This window comes from Bacteroides sp. HF-4919, from assembly GCF_018860125.1.
The window spans coordinates 22,601-40,005 of the sequence record NZ_JAHKNF010000020.1 but is presented as its reverse complement, the minus strand read 5'-3'; the positions used below and the strand labels follow the sequence as shown (position 1 = coordinate 40,005).

The following is a 17,405-nucleotide window of genomic DNA, read 5'->3' as shown; positions in this document are numbered from 1 at the left end:
TTTTTACTAAGTTCAATATCATTGTGTAATACGCACATTATAAGCATTTTAGTATATACTACAGTTCTGCAAAGACTTTGCAGATTTCGTATATCGGTATGCAGACTGCTGAGGTAGCAATTGCACCGATAATCAAAGTGATATTAAAGACTGATGCTAAGGCACTTGACGAAGTCGTAGTAACAGCAATGGGTATCTCAAAAGAGAAAAAAGCGTTAGGGTATGCCGTACAGGATGTGAAAGGAGATAAGCTGACTCAAGCATCAAGTAGTAACCTTTCCAGCGCTTTACAAGGTAAAGTTTCAGGAGTAGAGATCTCACCGTCATCAGGTATGCCGGGTGCCTCTTCCAAAATGACTATTCGCGGATCACGCTCGTTTACAGGAGATAACACTCCCCTGTATGTTGTGGATGGTATGCCTATCTCATCATCTACAGACTTGGATACTTTCAACTCTGTTACAGGCTCTGACTATGCAAACCGTGCGGTAGATATCGACCCGAATGACATTGAAAGCATCAACATCCTGAAAGGTCAAGCTGCTTCTGCTCTGTATGGTATGCGCGCATCAAATGGTGTGGTAGTAATCACTACCAAGAGCGGTAAAGGTGCACGTAAAGGTAAACCGGAAGTTACCATCAACACTGGTTTATCATTCGATAAGGTTTCTACTATGCCGGATTTCCAAAAAGAATTCGCACAAGGATTTAATGGTGCTTTTAGCCCATCAGATTCTCGTTCTTGGGGCCCTTTGATCTCAGAACTGGCTAACGATCCCCAATATGGTGGTAATACGGATAATACCTATACTCAGAAATACGGTAAACATCAGGGGCAATACTATGTAGACCAGCGTGCCAAAGCAGGACTGGACCCATGGGCCACTCCTCGTGCATATGACAATGCTAAAGATTTCTTTAATACAGGTGTAACGTGGAACAGCAGTGCAAACGTGGCACAAAGCCTCGATAAAGGAAGTTACTCTTTGTCTTTAGGAAGTACTACTGCAAACGGTATTGTACCTTCTACAGGTATGGATCGTTATAATGCAAAACTAACTGCACAAGCTCAATTGAACAAGAATTGGTCTACCGGTTTCAATGGAAACTTCGTTTATTCTAAAATCAAAAAGCAAACCGGTGCCAACAATGGTATCCTGGCAACTGTATATGGTGCACCGTCCAGCTACGATTTAGCCGGTATCCCATCACACATTGATGGAGATCCTTATACACAAAACACGTATCGTTCGACAGGCGGTTTCGATGGTGCTTATTGGGCCGTTGAAAATAACTCTTTTAAAGAACGTACTCAACGTTTTTTTGGAAATGCATTTGCTAAATATTCTACTGATTTCGGTACAGAAAATCATAAACTGGATGTAAAATACCAGTTAGGTACCGATGCTTATACCACTAACTATACCGATACATGGGGATATGGACACTCCAACGGAACAGGTAGCATTGAAGAGCAGAGCGTTACAAACAATGAAATAAATTCATTGTTAACTGTTACTTATGACTGGAAAATCACTCCGGAACTTGACTTAAATGTATTATATGGTAATGAATTAGTCGATAATTCTTCAAAATACAAATACAACCTCGGAAATAACTTCAATTTCCCAGGATGGAACCATATAGCTAACGCATCAATCTATTCGTCTACAGGAACCTACCATCGCGAGCGTACCGTTGGTAACTTCGGTAACATTTCATTAGCATATCGTAGCATGCTGTATTTGAATGCTACTGTTCGTAATGATATTGTTTCATCCATGCCACGCAACAACCGTTCATTCACTTACCCTTCCGTTTCTCTTGGTTTCATCTTTACCGAATTGGAAGCACTGAAGAATGATGTTCTGACTTATGGTAAAATTCGCGCTTCTTATGCAGAAGTAGGGCAGGCAGGTACTTACTATCCTTCTTACTATAAAACTCCGGTCTATGGTGGCGGATTCTCGTCAGGAACTCCTATCCAGTATCCTATTGGATCGATCAGCTCATATATTCCATATTACAAAATTTATGATCCTAACCTGAAACCTCAGAACACCAAATCATACGAAATCGGTGCAGACTTCAGTTTCTGGAACGGTTTAGTTTCATTGAACTATACATATTCACGCCAGAATGTAAAGGATCAGATATTCGAGGTGCCTTTGGCTACTTCTACCGGATATAGCGAATTGATCACAAATGGTGGATCGGTACATACAAACTCACACGAAATCACTTTGAGTGTAAATCCGATCCAAACTAAGAACTTCAACTGGGATTTTGCATTCAATTTCTCTAAAATCGACAACTATGTCGATAAATTAGCTCCGGGTGTATCAAGCATCATGTTAGGAGGTTTTGTTGATCCGCAAGTACGTCTGAGTGCCGGTGATAAATTCCCGGTTATCTATGGTACAAGCTATCAAAGAAACGAAGATGGTCAGATTGTCGTAGATGAAAACGGTATGCCGACATTAGGTGAAAACAGAGTGTTGGGAAGTGTATCTCCTGACTTCAGACTGGGCTTCAATACTACTTTTGAATTTTATAAGTTCCGCCTCTCTGCAGTACTTGACTGGAAGCAAGGTGGATGTATGTATGCCGGTACTGTGTCAACACTCGACTATTATGGTGTAACCCAGAAATCAGCAGACTATCGTAAAGCTGATTACTTCTACTTCAATAAACCGGCTGTAAAACAGTTGGCAGATGGTTCTTACGCACCTAATGACATCAAGATCAGCGGTGAGAACGCTTATAATTACTTCGACAGATTGAGTACGATCTCTGAAGCCGGAGTATACGGTTCTTCATTCTTGAAACTACGCGAAATCGCTTTAAGTTATCCGGTACTGGATAAGTCATACTTAGGCGTAACAGTAAACGTCTTTGCACGTAACTTATTGCTTTGGTCAGAAATGGATAATGGTATTGACCCTGAATCATCACAGGGAAATAACAACATGGCTGGTGCTTTCGAACGCTTCTCGCTCCCGGGAACATCAAGCTATGGTTTTGGTATTACAGTTAAATTCTAAAAAGGACAAAAATGAAATCAATATTTAATTTATCAAAAGGCATATTGTCTGTGGCATTGATTTCCGTTGCATTTGCTTCCTGTTCGGAAGATACAATGGATCGTATTAATGAAGACAAAGACCACACAACCAGTGTACCTGCCAAATTCATCTTGGCTGACGTAATCACTGCAACTGCATTTAGCAATATCGGAGGCGACTTTAATACATATTATTCTACCTACGTAGAGCATATGGTTGGAGTAGACAATCAATTGGCAAATGCGGAAAAGCGTAACGGAGAGCCTTCGGCATCTTCTACTTTTAACAATGTATGGGGTAATTTATACTCTACACTGAAGAATGCACGTATCGCAATTAACATAAGCTCAAATGAGGTTTCAGCCAATTATACAACCAAAGGTATTGCCGAAGTATTGGCCGCAATCAATGCAGGACTGATCGCAGACTCATTCGGTGACACTCCTTTCAGCCAGGCTGCCCTTCCGGAATTAGTCAATGGACAACCCCAGTTTATGACTCCGGAATTAGATAAGCAAGAAGCTATTTATACTACCATTATGGAATATTTGGATGCAGCAATCACTGATCTTCCCAAAGGTGACAAAAGCGATGAAATTGGTGAGTATGACTTCATATATAAAGGTGACGGAGAAGCATGGTTAAAACTAACATACGGCTTGAAAGCTCGTTATACAATGCGTCTGTTAGCTCGTTCTTCTTCAAAAGAAGCTGATTTACAAAAAATTTTAGAGTACATAGAGAAATCATATACATCTATTCAGGATCAAGCTGCTTTCTCTATTTATAGTGCAACAAACTTAAACCCGTTATTTGACTTCCAGTGGAGCCGTGACGGATTGGCTGCAAGTAAAAGCTACGCTGATAAACTAATAGAACGTAAGGATCCGAGATTACGCCGTATCTTTTGCATTGGACAAGGTAAGGTAACTGGAGAAGAAAAAGCTGTGTCCATCCAAGTAACCGGTGCAGATGACCCAAGATTCCTTATGGCCGATAACGGTACGGCAGAGTCTGTTAAATATGAATATAATACTCCTATATTCGTATATTCGCAAACATGTCCAACCTTATTAATGAGCTATCATGAATTACTTTTCCTGAAAGCTGAAGCATTGGCTCGCTTGAATAAGACCAATGATGCGGCAGATGCTCTGAAAGATGCTATTGTTGCAGCCATTGCAAATGCAGAAACAGGTGTAACAGCTGCACTTAACGCTCCTACAGTAAAAAGTTACGGAGGCGTTAAAGAGACTACCAAAGCTATCACAACTGCTGAAGCAGAAGAGTATTTCACCAACAACGTAAAACCATTATTCGATGCCAATCCTGTAAAAGAGGTAATGGTACAGAAATATATTGCATTCCTTGGAGCCTTCGGTGAGACAACAGAATGCTATAATGATGTACGACGCCTCAAAGCAATGGGCGAGGAATATATCAAACTGGACAATCCTTACAAGTTCCCACTTCGCGCACCTTACGGAGCAGATGATGTAAGTGCAAACCCGAACGTAGAATCTGCATTTGGAAACGGCCAGTATGTATATACCGATCCGGTTTGGTGGGCCGGTGGTAGCCGCTAATCAGCATAATACTTTCTAAAGTATTTATCAAACAATAAAGAGAATGCCCGGATTTACAAATAAAACGTATCCGGGCATTCTTCTTTTTCTGAACGAATCAGTATCTGATTTATAGCAACCCTTCCTTCAAGATACCTACCAATATCGGATGCAATCCACTGACAAAACACTCAACAGCAATCACCATCAAAATAAGTCCCATCAAACGCATCATCACGTTATTTCCGGTCTCCCCCAACACTTTTACTAATCGGGTAGACGCACGCAGAATCAAGAAGGTAATAAAATAGATCAAAGCAATAATGCCAATTAACGTTCCTTTCATTTCAATGGTATGGGCATCCTCCATCAAAACAATGGCATTAGCTATCGCCCCCGGGCCACAAAGCATAGGTATGGCAAGTGGAGTGATCGAAATATCGTCAGCATAGGTTTTAATCTCTTCATCTTTCAATTTCATCGGAGTGTACCGTGCCTGCAACATATCAAAGCCTATCTTGAAAATAATCACTCCACCTGCAATACGAAATCCGTTGGTCGAAATACCAAAGAATTTAAAAAGGAATTGCCCTGCAAAAACAAATACCATTAAAGTGATAAACGAGACGAAAGTAGCACGGCGAACAACCGCTTGCCGCTCTTTATCAGTCATACCATGAGTCATGGTCAGAAAAACGGGCATTGTACCCAACGGATTAGTTAATGTAAAGAAAGAAGTGAAACAGAGTAAAGCAAAAGGCAAGAGAGTGTCCATAGTTGTATTTTTATGCGTTCTATATTGAACGCAAAAATACAATATATCTATAAATGTTACAACAGTTCCACCAACTCTTTCAAATCAGTCATTGAATAAGTAGGACGGAAAGGAAAATCAGTGCGTCCGGACACATTATAATAAGCCTGATGCATTCCCACTCCATGGGCACCAACAATATCAGCTTCCCAACTATCCCCAATCATTAACGATTCACGCAGTTCGGACTGTGTGGCCGACAAAGCAAAATGAAAAATTTCCGGCCAAGGCTTCATCACTCCCAGATCTTCCGAAAGAATTATTTTATCAAAATATGTATCAATGCCTGCCGAACGCATTTTACAGGATTGCAATTCCCTGAAACCATTTGAAAGAATATACAAATTATATTTAGGTGCCAAATACGAAAGCACCTCTTCCGCATACGGCATTAGCCGCCTTTTAGTAGGAACTATCAAAAAGAAATCGTCAGAATAACGTTTTGCAAGCATTTCATCGTCAACGCCAACAGCTTTCAAAGGATATAAAAAACGCTGTCGATTCAACTCTTCTTTAGTCACCTCACCGTTACCATATTCTACCCACAATTCTGCATTCCTCTTTTGATAAAGAGAATAAAAATGGGGAAACGAATCGAAATACCTTCCCAATTCATATTTATCGTAAACTTCCTCAAACGTATCATACGCATTCTGGGAAAAAGCCCAAAGAGTATCATCTAAATCAAAAAACAGGTTTCTATATTTCATATTCATATATCAGATACATTTCAAAAAAGAGAGCACGGATTACATACTGTGTAGTCCGTGCCCTTATCAGTTACGTCTGTTTTATACTACTTATTTGACCTGGATTACCAGATATTTAGATACACTCCAGAATTCTCTCGGATTCGTAATCTTCAAAGTCAGCTGACCTTTATCATCTTTAACCAACTCATAAGATTTAGCCGGATGAGTAGTAAGCAAATCAGCACGTTTAGAATATAATTTAATCTCTTTAGTAGTACGGATATCTATCTGAGTAAAATAATCCTTATTGAAATCCGCACTCTTCAGTACATCCCCTTTTTCAAGAATCTTCTGAGATTTAAGCTCCGATTTAGTACCAAATACAAACCATGCACTGTTGATGGCCTTATCCTGTTCTGCTACGGTCTTTGCCTTGGCTTCATTTTCAGCAGCCAATGACTCTTTATCGGCAGTCAGTCCGGTTACCGCAGCATCCAACTCCTGAATACGGATATTCTTAGAAGCTAATTCAGCCTGAAGTTCTTCGATACGCTGAGTTTTAGCAATCAACTCCTGAGTCAAAGATTCAACGGCCTTTTTCAATTGTGCCGAATTATTCTTACTATTCTTCAGCATAGCCTGCAACTTAGCAATCTGTGCCTTGTTTTCTTCCATCTGTTTCGTGATGAATTCAATATCAGATGCTATTTGTTGTTTTGCGGTTGCAGAATTCTCTGAGATAGTGCCACGGGTCAAGTCAACACGGCTTTCAGCTGCGTTTATTCTACGAAATCCTTCCTGAACTTCGTTAAAAGTACCCATCATTTCGTCCAATTCGGCATTGCGCTGGGTCAACTCCATTAAAAGAGAATCATTTTCTGCCTTCAGGTCTTTACTTCCACCACCTAAGCCGTTACACGAAGCCAACATAGCTGCGCATACTAATAAAACTACTAACTTTTTCATACGATTACGTTTTACGTTTTTAAATGAAGTTATTATCAATCGTCTATTCCTGCAATTACAATCACAATCTCGCCCCGGGGTTCGGTAGCGGTAAAGTGTTCTATCAATTCACTCAAAGTCCCGCGAACCGTTTCCTCATGAATCTTTGAAATTTCACGGGACACAGATACCTGACGTCCGGGACCGAAATATTCGGCAAACTGTGTCAATGTTTTCAGCAAACGATGTGGAGATTCATAAAACACCATTGTTCTGTGTTCATCCACCAACGATTTCAATTTTGTCATACGCCCCTTTTTCTGAGGGAGAAAACCTTCGAAACAAAACTTTTCGTTAGGCAATCCCGATGCTACCAACGCCGGAACAAAAGCTGTCGCTCCGGGCAGGCATTGTACTTCGATACCATTGCGCACACATTCACGAACTACCAGAAAACCCGGATCAGAAATTCCCGGTGTTCCGGCATCCGAAATCAAAGCAATGGTTTCTCCTGCCTTTATTCTATTAACAACACTCTCCACCGTTTTATGTTCATTAAACTTATGGTGGGATTGCATCGCGTTTTTAATCTCAAAATGTTTCAGCAAGATTCCGGAAGTACGGGTATCCTCCGCCAGAATCAAGTCAACCTCCTTCAGGACTTTAATAGCCCTGAATGTCATGTCCTCCAAATTCCCGACCGGCGTCGGTACCACATATAGTTTTCCCATATCCTAATAATCGCGTTTTTATATAAAGTACTTTTTGAGAAGTTCCACTAAATCAGCTTTAGCTTCATTTTCCTCTTCTACCTTTATTTTAGAAGATAAGAAAACAAGAGCCGCATCCAGTGAATGCATCTCACCAATCTGTTGCAATACATGATTCATTTGCTCCATGTTTCCCCCAAACAGTTCACGGGAAAAGCGAAACGAATCATTCAGACTGATTGAACGGCGTAAATCTCCGGCTGTTTTAATCCGCTCGGCCAAAATAGGTGTAGAAGCCGTACTGGTTTCAATCTTCATAGATATTTCAGCCGATTGTGCCGGTTCTACGGTCACTTCAGGCAACTCCAATTGTTCAGGTTCCGGCATCTCCGGAGCCTCCGGAACTATTACAGGCTCTTCATCTTTCTCCGGGTTACCCACAACTATTTCTTCTTCTTCTTCTTCTTCTTCTTCTTCTTCTGCTGCTGCTGCTGCTGCTGCAGACACAGGTTCCGGCATTGGATTTATAATCCGGTCAGGAAGTTCGTTTTCCGGTAGTGCTCCCCGGTCCAACTGTTCCAGTAAGATGTCCAACCGGCCACGCATTTGCACAATATTTCTCTTTGCCACTTCACGCAAAGCAGAGTCCGGTTTACGCGAAACGGCCTCCATCAGGCATTTAAGTTCCTGAATATCCAATTCTATATCGTTCAACAATGCTTGCATATCTACATCTGAATTTCTTCTTGAATGACTTCGCAAATGTAGAAATAAATAATGAAAAAACACCGAGAAGCCAATAAAACTATTACTTTTGCAACCAATTATAACATACACCAGCATGGTATTATTTTCAGAAGATCATATACAAGAGACGAGAAGAAGAGGAAGAATTGAAGTAATTTGCGGTTCCATGTTTTCAGGAAAAACCGAAGAACTGATCCGTCGCATGAAGCGGGCCAAGTTTGCTCGCCAACGCGTAGAGATATTCAAACCTGCCATTGACACACGCTATTCTGAAGGGGACGTTGTTTCACATGACAGTAATACCATTTCCTCCACTCCCATCGACTCTTCAGCCAGCATACTGCTTTTCACATCCGAAATTGATGTGGTAGGCATTGACGAGGCACAGTTCTTCGACAGTGGATTAATAGATGTATGCAATCAGTTGGCAAACAACGGGATACGTGTCATCATAGCCGGATTGGACATGGACTTCAAAGGCATACCGTTTGGTCCGATGCCGGCTTTGTGTGCCATTGCCGACGAAGTATCCAAGGTACATGCCATTTGTGTAAAATGTGGACAATTAGCCTCATTTTCACACCGTACGGTGAAAAACGACAAACAGGTGCTATTGGGTGAAACAGCCGAATACGAACCTTTATGTCGGGAATGTTACCAGAAAGCCCTGCAAGAGGACAAAGAAAAATCATAATGACCTCACGGTAGCAAAGCCCGGACATTTCCGGTGAGGTCGCACATCAAACGTCAGATTATTATGGAAAGGAAAAAAATTACATTTGATAGTTTCATACGTGGTTCCATCTGCTGTGCGCTCATTGTGGGATTACTGATACTTTTTAAAAGACTCAGCGGCGTACTGCTACCTTTTTTTGTGGCATGGCTTATCGCTTATATGATTTATCCGCTCGTCAAATTTTTCCAGTATAAATTACGCTTTAAAAGCAGGATCATTTCTATTTTCTGCGCATTGTTCAGCATTACCATAGTAGGAATTGCCATTTTTTACCTTTTAGTGCCCCCAATGCTTGCCGAAATAGGACGAATGAACGATCTGTTGGTTACTTATCTGACTAATGGTGCTTATCGTTCCGGAACAGTACCTCCTACTCTTTCGGAATTTATCCACAGGCATATCGACCTTCAGGCACTGAACCGAATCTTAAGTGAAGAAAATATAATGAATACCATTAAAGAGACTGTTCCTAAACTTTGGGCACTCGTTGCGGAATCTATTAATATCCTGTTTAGCGTATTCGCTTCATTCATCATTTTATTATATGTGGTATTCATCTTGCTCGACTATGAATCCATCGCAGAAGGATGGCTTCACCTGTTACCAGGCAAATACCGTACCTTTGCATCCAATCTGGTCAATGACATACAGGATGGAATGAATCGCTATTTCCGCGGTCAGGCACTTGTTGCCTTCTGTGTCGGCATCTTGTTCAGCATTGGGTTCCTGATCATCGACTTTCCGATGGCTATTGCCTTGGGACTTTTCATCGGTGCCCTCAATATGGTTCCATATCTGCAGATTATCGGTTTCTTGCCCACCGTCATATTAGCAATCCTAAAAGCTGCTGATACCGGTGAGAATTTCTGGGTAATCCTGGCAGGTGCCCTCGTTGTTTTTATTGTTGTTCAAGCCATCCAAGATGGTTTCCTTGTCCCAAGAATCATGGGAAAGATCACAGGGCTCAACCCTGCCATCATTCTTTTATCTCTTTCCATCTGGGGATCCTTGCTCGGGATGTTAGGTATGATCATAGCACTCCCGCTCACCACCCTAATGCTCTCCTATTATCAACGTTTCATCATCAACAAAGAGAGAATAAAATACGACACACATGAAATATCTGATAATCAGAAGATAGAGGAAGATGACGAAAAATAAATAAAACTTTTTTCACCCAAAAGCTTGCAGATATAAAAAAAGTCACTACCTTTGCACCCGCAATCAGGAAATAACTGATACGCAAATAAGGATTGATTCGCTAGCTCAGCAGGTAGAGCACAACACTTTTAATGTTGGGGTCCTGGGTTCGAGCCCCAGGCGGATCACTTTTTAAAACAGCAAAAATGCATAAAGCTCTGATAATCAAACATTATCGGAGCTTTTTCTTTTATATCAAACCTGCATTTTACCGCGAATTGGAGCACCTAATACAGGTGAAATCGGAGGACTTAAATTCCTCTAAATTTTAGTCCTCCGAATTGGTGTTTTATTCGCTGATTATCTGCATTTTACGTGATGCTATTCATCGCTTCTAAAAGTAACTTTGAACCATTAAACTTTTAAAGTGTATGAGTATGGAAAGAAATTATTTTTCGGTCCTTTTTTACATCAAGAAGGCCAAATTATTGAAAAACGGAGAGGCTCCTATCTGCCTGAGAATAACCGTAAACGGGAAACGTGCAGAAATTCAAATCAAGCGTAGTGTGGAGATTGACAAGTGGAATGCCCGAAGAGAATGTGCGATTGGTAAAGACAGAAAGTATCTGGAACTTAACCACTATCTGGAAACAGTACGTACCCGCGTACTTCGTATTCATCGTGAACTGGAACAGGATGATAAACCTATCACAGCTGAAATTCTGAAGAAGTTATTCTATGGTGAAAAACAAACTCCCAAGATGTTATTGGAGGTTTTCAAAGAACATAACGCAAAGTATCGTGAGCTAATAGGGAAAGATGTGGTGAAAGCTACGGTGCTCCGTTATGAGAGAACTGTACGATATCTTGAGGAGTTCTTGAAAAAAGAATATCGATTAAACGATATACCTCTGTGCAATATCAATCGTGAGTTCATATCCAATTTTGAATTCTTTATCAAAACTGAAAAAAGTTGCGCGCAGAATACAACTGTTAAATATTTAAAGAACCTAAAGAAAATTATCACATTGGCACTTACAAATAAATGGATGACGGATAATCCATTCTTCGGAGTCAGGTTCAAACAAACCCAATCTAACCGAGAATTTCTCAGCGAGGAAGAATTACATATTATTATGGAAAAAGAATTTAATATACCTCGTTTAGAAATAGTACGCGACATTTTTGTTTTTTGTTGCCTGTCTGGATTAGCATTTACGGATATAAAACATTTACGTCCTGGGCATATTACAAAAGATCCTAATGGGGAAGATTGGATTCGAAAGCCTCGTGAAAAAACAAATAACATGTGTCACATACCGTTGCTTGACATTCCCGCATTAATAGCTGAAAAATACAAGAACAATCCGATCTGTGTACAAAAGAACATGGTGCTTCCTGTACCTTGTAATCAACGGATGAATAGTTATTTGAAAGAAATTGCCGATATGTGTGGAATTACTAAAAAGTTAACGACCCATGTCGCCCGCCATACGTTTGCATGCATAGCTCTAGCAAATAAAGTGTCAATGGAAACAATCGCTAGAATGTTAGGACACTCAGACATACGAACCACGAAAATTTATGCAAAAGTTTTAGACACTACTGTTTCCAAAGAAATGGAAGTGATGAAGCATAAATTTGCCATATAAATAAGATATCAAAGGGGATGTCGTTTTTTGCGACCTCCCCTTGTTCGAAAGTTATATCCCTCTGAATCTAAACAAACACACGTCTTTCTATTGAGTATTAGCTCCTAGTTCAGTTTATCCTGTGATCTCATCTATTTCTTTTTTTCAAACCAATGGACTATTTCTTAGGTTTATTAAAAGGATAAAGTATACGTCATTTATCTTATATACTTTCTGAAGTCCTTGTAATTCTTTTTTAGAACCTCGTACAATCCGCTTTCCGGATAGAGCAATTTACCTCCCGCCGCGGTGACGGAGGTATAAGGAATTGCTTTCTCGTCTCTGAGGGCCTGCAGTGTCCTTTTGGAGATATGCAGTTTCTCACAGACTTCCTCCCCTGAGAGATAATGTTCATCGGCTATGCCCGGGCGTATTCGTGCCGTTGCTTTTTCCAGTGCTCTTCCGGTTCTCTTAATCCATCCGGTGATTTCCTTAAACTCTTCCGAATCTTTGGTAATGATTTCTGCCATCTGTTATTTTCTGTTTCTTATTAAACCTTCTTCCAGTATTTTCTGTATGTCCGCTTCACGGTAGAAATATTTTCCACCGATATGGGAGCAGGGAATCAATCCCCTGTTCCGATGTGCCTGAAGGCATCTCTTTGAGATACCCAGAGCCTGACACACCTCTTGCGCGTCAATCCATTTATCCGGAGACGGCGGGGCAGTTTTTCGATTGAATTCTTCCATTTGTACAGACAGTGTGCTAAGCTGTCGTTTTAATTCCAGATAAGCACTTGTTTCCATAATCGTTATTTCCATAATTTAATGTTTTTAATAAATTCAGATGCAAGATACTGAAGATGAAATCATTTCTTTTTTGTGTCATGCATAGTCATGTATTGTCACCAATGGCCGGTCGTTTTTCCCAAAAGGCTGCCGTAAACCGCTATACCCTTTGTTGGCAGCCTGTTCCGCTTCGGTATGATGGACGGGCTTGTCCCTTATTTATTTCCTACCATATAGGCCGGACCTAGGATCTTCAAGGGAAACCCCGGCCCTTTCTTCTGGAAACTGACCGGAAACGAATCCTGCCAAAACGACGTTTACCGCCTAAGTTACAGCTATGCGGGATGCTGTCAGTCCGCTATCCTTCAGGTCTTCTGTCCTTGAATGTAAGCTCCACCTTGTAATTCTCATCCATTCTGAGCGATGCCTCATAGGGTTTTCCCGCCTTGGTGGTGAATTTCAGGAAGGGGGTAGCTTCCCCTGCCATCAGCCGTGTCATCTCTTCGTCTCTCATCGTCCGTCCGTTGAACATGCGCGGAAGATGGAACGCGCAGTCGGGATCTCCGCATTTGGCCACCCTGTCGTAGAATGTCACTGTTCCTGTTCCACATTTCGGGCAGGTACACTTTGTCACACCCGGGTTCCTGACCTGCAGGGCGAGCAGTTCGGATACGATCTTCCGTGCATACTCATGTATCCCTTTCATGAACTTCCCGGCACTGAGTCTTCCTTCCTCGATTTCACGTAGCGCCTTTTCCCAGGCGGCCGTCATAGCCGCATCGGCGATCAGTTTGTCTCCTACGATGCCGTATATCTCAAGCCCCTTCTCCGTCGGGATGAGACGGTTTCCGATACGCTCTACGTACCGGCGGGCCACCAGCAGGTCGATGATTCCTGCACGGGTGCCCGGCGTCCCGAGCCCACACTTCTCCATTCTTTTCTTTTTGTTTTCACTGTCCGCCGTGCTGCCGGCGTTTTCCATGGCAGCCAGTAGTTCGGCTTCCGTGAATGGAGGCTGCGGCTTTGTACAGTCTTCCAGTATTTCTGTTTCCAATACCGCCAGTATCTCTCCCTGATGGAACTGCGGCAGGGATTTGCCTTCTTCTGCCATGTCCGGTCCGTTATAAATGTCCCGCCATCCCGGATACTTCACACATGAGGTTTCGGCCTCGAATTCCATTCCTCCGTAATCGACCCTGACACGTACGATCTCCCTGACACATCCTTCGGAAAATGCTTCCAGCATCCTCCCGGCGATCAAGGAGTAGATGTTCTGCTCGTCCGGGGAGAGTCCTTCGGGCACCTCTCCCGTGATGAGAAGGGCATGGTGTTCCGTTACGCTGTTCCCGTCCACCGCATGAGGGTTCAGTCCTTTCTCGAGCAGCCTTTCTGCGTGCCTTCCGAATCGGGGATGTCCTTTAAGGGAGGCGATGAGCGTGGGCGCCTGTTCGAAGATATCTTCCGGAATGTGGCGGCATCCGGTTCTCGGATATGAGACGTATCCTCTTTCGTATAGCCTTTGGACGACGGCGAGGGTCTGTCCGGCTGCCATGCCCAGACGTGTATTAGCCTCCTGTTGCAGGCCGGTCAGGTCATGCGGCAGAGGCGGCTCCTCCATATTCTCTTTCTTTTTCACGGCAAGGACCGTACAGCGGCTTTCGCCCTCCAGTCCGGCCCGGGCTTTTTCGGCATCCTCTTTCCTTTCATACCGGAGAGGACATGTGAAAAGAACTTTCTGCCCGTCCTTGCAGACTCCGGTCCGCAGATGGTAACAGCTCACGGGCACAAAATCCCTGTTCTCAAGATAACGGCGGCAGACCAGTGCCAGCGTGGGTGTCTGCACCCGTCCGAGCGAGTGGTTGCTTATGCCGGCGACTATCCCCAGGGCGATGCTCGCGTTCACGCCCAGTATCCAGTCCGCTTCCCTGCGTGCCCTCGCCGCCAGGGCAAGGTTGTCGAAGTCACCGTCCTCTCTCAGATTTTTGAAACCATTCAGGATGGCCTTTTCTGTCAGGGAGGATATCCACAGGCGCAGGGCCGGTTTACGGTAACCGAGGTAGTCCAGGAGATACCGGCTGACCAATTCTCCTTCACGCCCCGCGTCCGTGGCTATGACCACCCCCTCGGCGTTTTCGAGCAACCCGCGGAGCACTCCCAGCTGCCGGGTGGCTAGCGGGTCGGTGACATACCCTTCCTCCGTCCTGACTTGTCTGACAACGAGGCGGAACGGGACCGGAATAAGGGGAAGCGCCTGCCGTTCCACACGGGCGGGCCCGTAAGCGGACGGCGGTGCCTGTGCCAGCAGGTGGCCGTAAGTTCATGTGACGGCATACCCGTTACCGTAAAGATATCCTTCCGCCTTTTCGTTGGCGCCCAGTACGGAGGCGATGCTCCTTGCCATGGCTGGCTTGTCTGTAAGTACGATTCTCATAATTTTTGTTTTTATCAGGTAAATAATTAATTACATTCTTATGCCTTTGTTTTTGGCTTTTGTATTTTTGACTTTTGTGTTCCGGACCGTTCTCTTCTCCCTTGCGATATTCCTCCCGTTTTTTTCCATCTTTTCGGAGAGCGGTACGGCCTCTTCCGCCCCTTGGGAAACGGAAGGGTCCTTCGGGCCGTCGGGCCGACGGGCGGGAAGCATGTCATACCCTCCCGGGCCGGCATCCAGCCTCACGTGTTCCAGAGGACGCAGATATTGTTGCCCTTTCCCGCCAGAGGCGAACTCGTAGATGACCGTCTCCCTTCCTTGCAGCAGGCTTTCGTAATTCTGGTAATACAGGCTCTCCGGCGGCACACCGTTCTGCCGCAGCATCCCGCAGATCCCGTCCGGACAGAGGGTGCCGAACCGCCTGTCATGGGGAGCCATGAATATATACCTGTAGGTGGAGAGCAGCAGCTTCTCTGTGAGCAGGCTGGGACAATGCTCATAGCCGGTCATCCGGTTTATCATCCTTCCGACACGATCCAGCCTTTTGGCAAGGTCACGCGGTCTGGAATGCAGTGGGATGCTCCCCAGCTCTTCCAGCGAGAGGTTGATACGGCCGATGACCGCCCTTTCCCAGTCCGCTGTCAGGTCCGCGCGGTTCTGCCGGAAGTTGTCGCGGAAAATCCGTAGCGGGTTTCTGGTGCCGAGGAACAGCCTGACACGTTTTCCGAGTGTCGGTTCCCTGAGATTGGACGCGCTCCAGCGGATGACGTTGAAACGGTAGGCGTCCATGAACTGCCGTAGCGGGTTATGGTACGAGAAAATGTCCCTCAGTGTCCGCATCAATGCCCGCCGGCCGACAGCGCGGCGGCTCATGTCGACGGCCTCTTCCGGGGTGAGTGTTTTGTTGGTTGCCATATATGCTTACAATTTACAGTTTTACTTGTCTTCCTGCGGCATGTTTCCGTTTGGAAGAAGGTTGTTTTCTCTTTTTGCCGGTATCGGATCCCCCGAGGGTATCCGCCGGACTCCCCAGCATGCGTGATATCCTGTCGGCATACCTCGTTTCTGACCGTGGCATCCCTGTTCGGACTCCCTCCCTTACTAACAGGGCGGCGGCGATCTTCCTGGAAGTCTCCCGGAGTTCCGCCATCCTCTCCCCGAGAGGAAAGTCCGGATGGAGCTCCTTTTCCCTGGATAGCCTTCCGAGTTCTTTTTCCACGGGGGCGAACTCCCTCCTGTAGCGGAACGGTTCCTCCAGCGTCAGGTGGGCGTATCCTTTTTCTGCGATGTCCTGCAGGGTCATGATATCCAGATTGCGTCTGGAAAGTTCCAGGGAGCCGGCCGTAATGAACCTGTCGAGGTTGGCCGCCGTGGGTGACAGCTCGAAGGAGGCTACCGGACGGTAATTCCCGAACACTTCCAGTCCGGGATGGGAGGCGGGAAAACATCTTCCGGGTTGCCGGGACATCTCCATCAGCCGTTTTGAGGAGGTCTCGATGCGGAATATGGACAATGTCCCCGGTCTCTTTCCACAGGGTGAGTAGAAATTGTCGGCTATTTCCTGCAGGTATTCGCGTAGGTGGCGCGGGCCGTGCAGCCCCCTGTTGAACACCCTGACACCCTGGTCTGTCTTTACGGCGGTCACGAGGAACCGGGCGTTCTTTCCTTGAAGGATGCGCTCCCGTGCGGTCTCGTGTGCCACGAAGTCTTTGTAGCCTGGCGAGTGTTCCAGCCCCTCCAGATTCCTGCGGTCCGTTTCCACACCGTGTGCCTCCAGATAGGCGGCTCGTCTCAGCGGGACGGAGTTGCCGTCCGTGATCCCGCCGTTTTCGATGATAAAACGCCATGCCTGCCTGGGTTCCTTCTCCAGCAGTCCGTTGGAAGGAGGCAGCTCCTCTTTCCGGATGCCGGCATAGAAGAGCAGCAGGTTGTCAGGGACACCCCGGGCTTCCTCAATTACGGCTTTACGGGCCGCTTCTTTGACGAACCGGATGAAGGGGTTCCCGCTTCGGGGCGTATGGTCCGTTATCATGAAGGAGGCTATCCGGTTGTCCGGACACAGTTCCAGACAGAAGTCCTTCAACTCTTCTTTTGGGGGACGCGTTCTTTGCAGTCCCAGCTTTTCCAACCACGAGGCCATA

The 17,405-nt window shown here is 44.7% G+C and carries 16 protein-coding genes and 1 tRNA gene; 6 read left to right on the top strand and 11 right to left on the bottom strand.

Annotated elements, in window-relative coordinates:
• The first annotated feature begins 53 nt into the window (after window positions 1-53).
• Both KO473_RS22980 and KO473_RS22975 read left to right on the top strand, forming a co-directional pair.
• On the top strand, window positions 54-3,044 hold the full coding sequence (locus KO473_RS22980) for a SusC/RagA family TonB-linked outer membrane protein (RefSeq protein ID WP_216035185.1): 2,991 nt from the start codon (window positions 54-56) through the stop codon (window positions 3,042-3,044).
• Window positions 3,045-3,055: 11 nt separating this feature from the next.
• Window positions 3,056-4,651: a SusD/RagB family nutrient-binding outer membrane lipoprotein gene (locus KO473_RS22975; RefSeq protein ID WP_005823267.1), complete on the top strand. Its 1,596-nt coding sequence runs from the start codon at window positions 3,056-3,058 to the stop codon at window positions 4,649-4,651.
• A 109-nt stretch (window positions 4,652-4,760) separates the two neighbouring features.
• On the opposite strand, the gene KO473_RS22970 is transcribed toward KO473_RS22975, so the two are convergent.
• The 5 genes from KO473_RS22970 to KO473_RS22950 form a co-directional block, all read right to left on the bottom strand.
• Window positions 4,761-5,405: a MarC family protein gene (locus KO473_RS22970; RefSeq protein WP_005778522.1), complete on the bottom strand. Its 645-nt coding sequence runs from the start codon at window positions 5,403-5,405 to the stop codon at window positions 4,761-4,763.
• Window positions 5,406-5,461: 56 nt separating this feature from the next.
• Window positions 5,462-6,154 carry a YjjG family noncanonical pyrimidine nucleotidase gene (locus KO473_RS22965; RefSeq protein WP_122130928.1) on the bottom strand — a complete coding sequence of 231 codons (693 nt, stop codon included), beginning with the start codon at window positions 6,152-6,154 and terminating at the stop codon, window positions 5,462-5,464.
• A 90-nt stretch (window positions 6,155-6,244) separates the two neighbouring features.
• The gene (locus KO473_RS22960; RefSeq protein WP_122130916.1) at window positions 6,245-7,102 is read right to left on the bottom strand and encodes a hypothetical protein; all 858 of its coding nucleotides are present in this window, start codon (window positions 7,100-7,102) and stop codon (window positions 6,245-6,247) included.
• 35 nt (window positions 7,103-7,137) lie between these two features.
• On the bottom strand, window positions 7,138-7,812 hold the full coding sequence (rsmI, locus tag KO473_RS22955; RefSeq protein WP_122130918.1) for a 16S rRNA (cytidine(1402)-2'-O)-methyltransferase: 675 nt from the start codon (window positions 7,810-7,812) through the stop codon (window positions 7,138-7,140).
• An 18-nt stretch (window positions 7,813-7,830) separates the two neighbouring features.
• Entirely contained in the window at window positions 7,831-8,628 is a 798-nt protein-coding gene (locus KO473_RS22950; RefSeq protein ID WP_216035184.1) for a hypothetical protein, read from the bottom strand.
• Window positions 8,629-8,632: 4 nt separating this feature from the next.
• Between KO473_RS22950 and KO473_RS22945 the strand changes: the two genes are divergently transcribed.
• The 4 genes from KO473_RS22945 to KO473_RS22930 all read left to right on the top strand — a co-directional run bounded on the left by KO473_RS22945 (window position 8,633) and on the right by KO473_RS22930 (window position 12,066).
• Window positions 8,633-9,232, top strand: coding sequence for a thymidine kinase (locus KO473_RS22945; RefSeq protein ID WP_122130921.1), 600 nt, complete (start codon window positions 8,633-8,635; stop codon window positions 9,230-9,232).
• 63 nt (window positions 9,233-9,295) lie between these two features.
• On the top strand, window positions 9,296-10,435 hold the full coding sequence (locus KO473_RS22940; RefSeq protein ID WP_122130922.1) for an AI-2E family transporter: 1,140 nt from the start codon (window positions 9,296-9,298) through the stop codon (window positions 10,433-10,435).
• Between the two features lie 94 nt (window positions 10,436-10,529).
• A tRNA-Lys gene (locus KO473_RS22935) sits at window positions 10,530-10,602 on the top strand.
• Window positions 10,603-10,845: 243 nt separating this feature from the next.
• The gene (locus KO473_RS22930) at window positions 10,846-12,066 is read left to right on the top strand and encodes a site-specific integrase (RefSeq protein WP_005805295.1); all 1,221 of its coding nucleotides are present in this window, start codon (window positions 10,846-10,848) and stop codon (window positions 12,064-12,066) included.
• Window positions 12,067-12,263: 197 nt separating this feature from the next.
• Here KO473_RS22930 and KO473_RS22925 read toward each other — a convergent pair whose 3' ends face one another.
• From KO473_RS22925 to KO473_RS22900, 6 genes are all read right to left on the bottom strand, one after another.
• Window positions 12,264-12,575: a helix-turn-helix domain-containing protein gene (locus tag KO473_RS22925; protein WP_005805292.1), complete on the bottom strand. Its 312-nt coding sequence runs from the start codon at window positions 12,573-12,575 to the stop codon at window positions 12,264-12,266.
• A 3-nt stretch (window positions 12,576-12,578) separates the two neighbouring features.
• Window positions 12,579-12,866: a helix-turn-helix domain-containing protein gene (locus tag KO473_RS23645; RefSeq protein ID WP_005805290.1), complete on the bottom strand. Its 288-nt coding sequence runs from the start codon at window positions 12,864-12,866 to the stop codon at window positions 12,579-12,581.
• A 325-nt stretch (window positions 12,867-13,191) separates the two neighbouring features.
• Window positions 13,192-15,096 (bottom strand): DNA topoisomerase, encoded by a 1,905-nt coding sequence (locus KO473_RS22915; protein WP_005805288.1) that lies wholly within the window; start codon window positions 15,094-15,096, stop codon window positions 13,192-13,194.
• A gap of 54 nt (window positions 15,097-15,150) precedes the next feature.
• Entirely contained in the window at window positions 15,151-15,264 is a 114-nt protein-coding gene (locus tag KO473_RS22910; RefSeq protein ID WP_005805286.1) for a hypothetical protein, read from the bottom strand.
• 30 nt (window positions 15,265-15,294) lie between these two features.
• Window positions 15,295-16,179, bottom strand: a complete 885-nt coding sequence (locus KO473_RS22905) for a hypothetical protein (protein ID WP_005823250.1) — start codon at window positions 16,177-16,179, stop codon at window positions 15,295-15,297.
• Window positions 16,180-16,192: 13 nt separating this feature from the next.
• Window positions 16,193-17,404 (bottom strand): DUF6047 family protein, encoded by a 1,212-nt coding sequence (locus KO473_RS22900; RefSeq protein ID WP_005823248.1) that lies wholly within the window; start codon window positions 17,402-17,404, stop codon window positions 16,193-16,195.
• Window position 17,405 lies beyond the last annotated feature (1 nt).

Coding starts and splice junctions, on each gene's coding strand:
- rsmI (WP_122130918.1), bottom strand. CDS start 7,812: ATGGGAAAACTATATGTGGTACCGACGCCGGTCGGGAATTTGGAGGAC.
- KO473_RS22960 (WP_122130916.1), bottom strand. CDS start 7,102: ATGAAAAAGTTAGTAGTTTTATTAGTATGCGCAGCTATGTTGGCTTCG.
- KO473_RS22910 (WP_005805286.1), bottom strand. CDS start 15,264: ATGAGAATCGTACTTACAGACAAGCCAGCCATGGCAAGGAGCATCGCC.
- KO473_RS22925 (WP_005805292.1), bottom strand. CDS start 12,575: ATGGCAGAAATCATTACCAAAGATTCGGAAGAGTTTAAGGAAATCACC.
- KO473_RS22945 (WP_122130921.1), top strand. CDS start 8,633: ATGGTATTATTTTCAGAAGATCATATACAAGAGACGAGAAGAAGAGGA.
- KO473_RS22905 (WP_005823250.1), bottom strand. CDS start 16,179: ATGGCAACCAACAAAACACTCACCCCGGAAGAGGCCGTCGACATGAGC.
- KO473_RS22940 (WP_122130922.1), top strand. CDS start 9,296: ATGGAAAGGAAAAAAATTACATTTGATAGTTTCATACGTGGTTCCATC.
- KO473_RS22970 (WP_005778522.1), bottom strand. CDS start 5,405: ATGGACACTCTCTTGCCTTTTGCTTTACTCTGTTTCACTTCTTTCTTT.
- KO473_RS22930 (WP_005805295.1), top strand. CDS start 10,846: ATGAGTATGGAAAGAAATTATTTTTCGGTCCTTTTTTACATCAAGAAG.
- KO473_RS22965 (WP_122130928.1), bottom strand. CDS start 6,154: ATGAAATATAGAAACCTGTTTTTTGATTTAGATGATACTCTTTGGGCT.
- KO473_RS23645 (WP_005805290.1), bottom strand. CDS start 12,866: ATGGAAATAACGATTATGGAAACAAGTGCTTATCTGGAATTAAAACGA.
- KO473_RS22975 (WP_005823267.1), top strand. CDS start 3,056: ATGAAATCAATATTTAATTTATCAAAAGGCATATTGTCTGTGGCATTG.
- KO473_RS22900 (WP_005823248.1), bottom strand. CDS start 17,404: ATGGCCTCGTGGTTGGAAAAGCTGGGACTGCAAAGAACGCGTCCCCCA.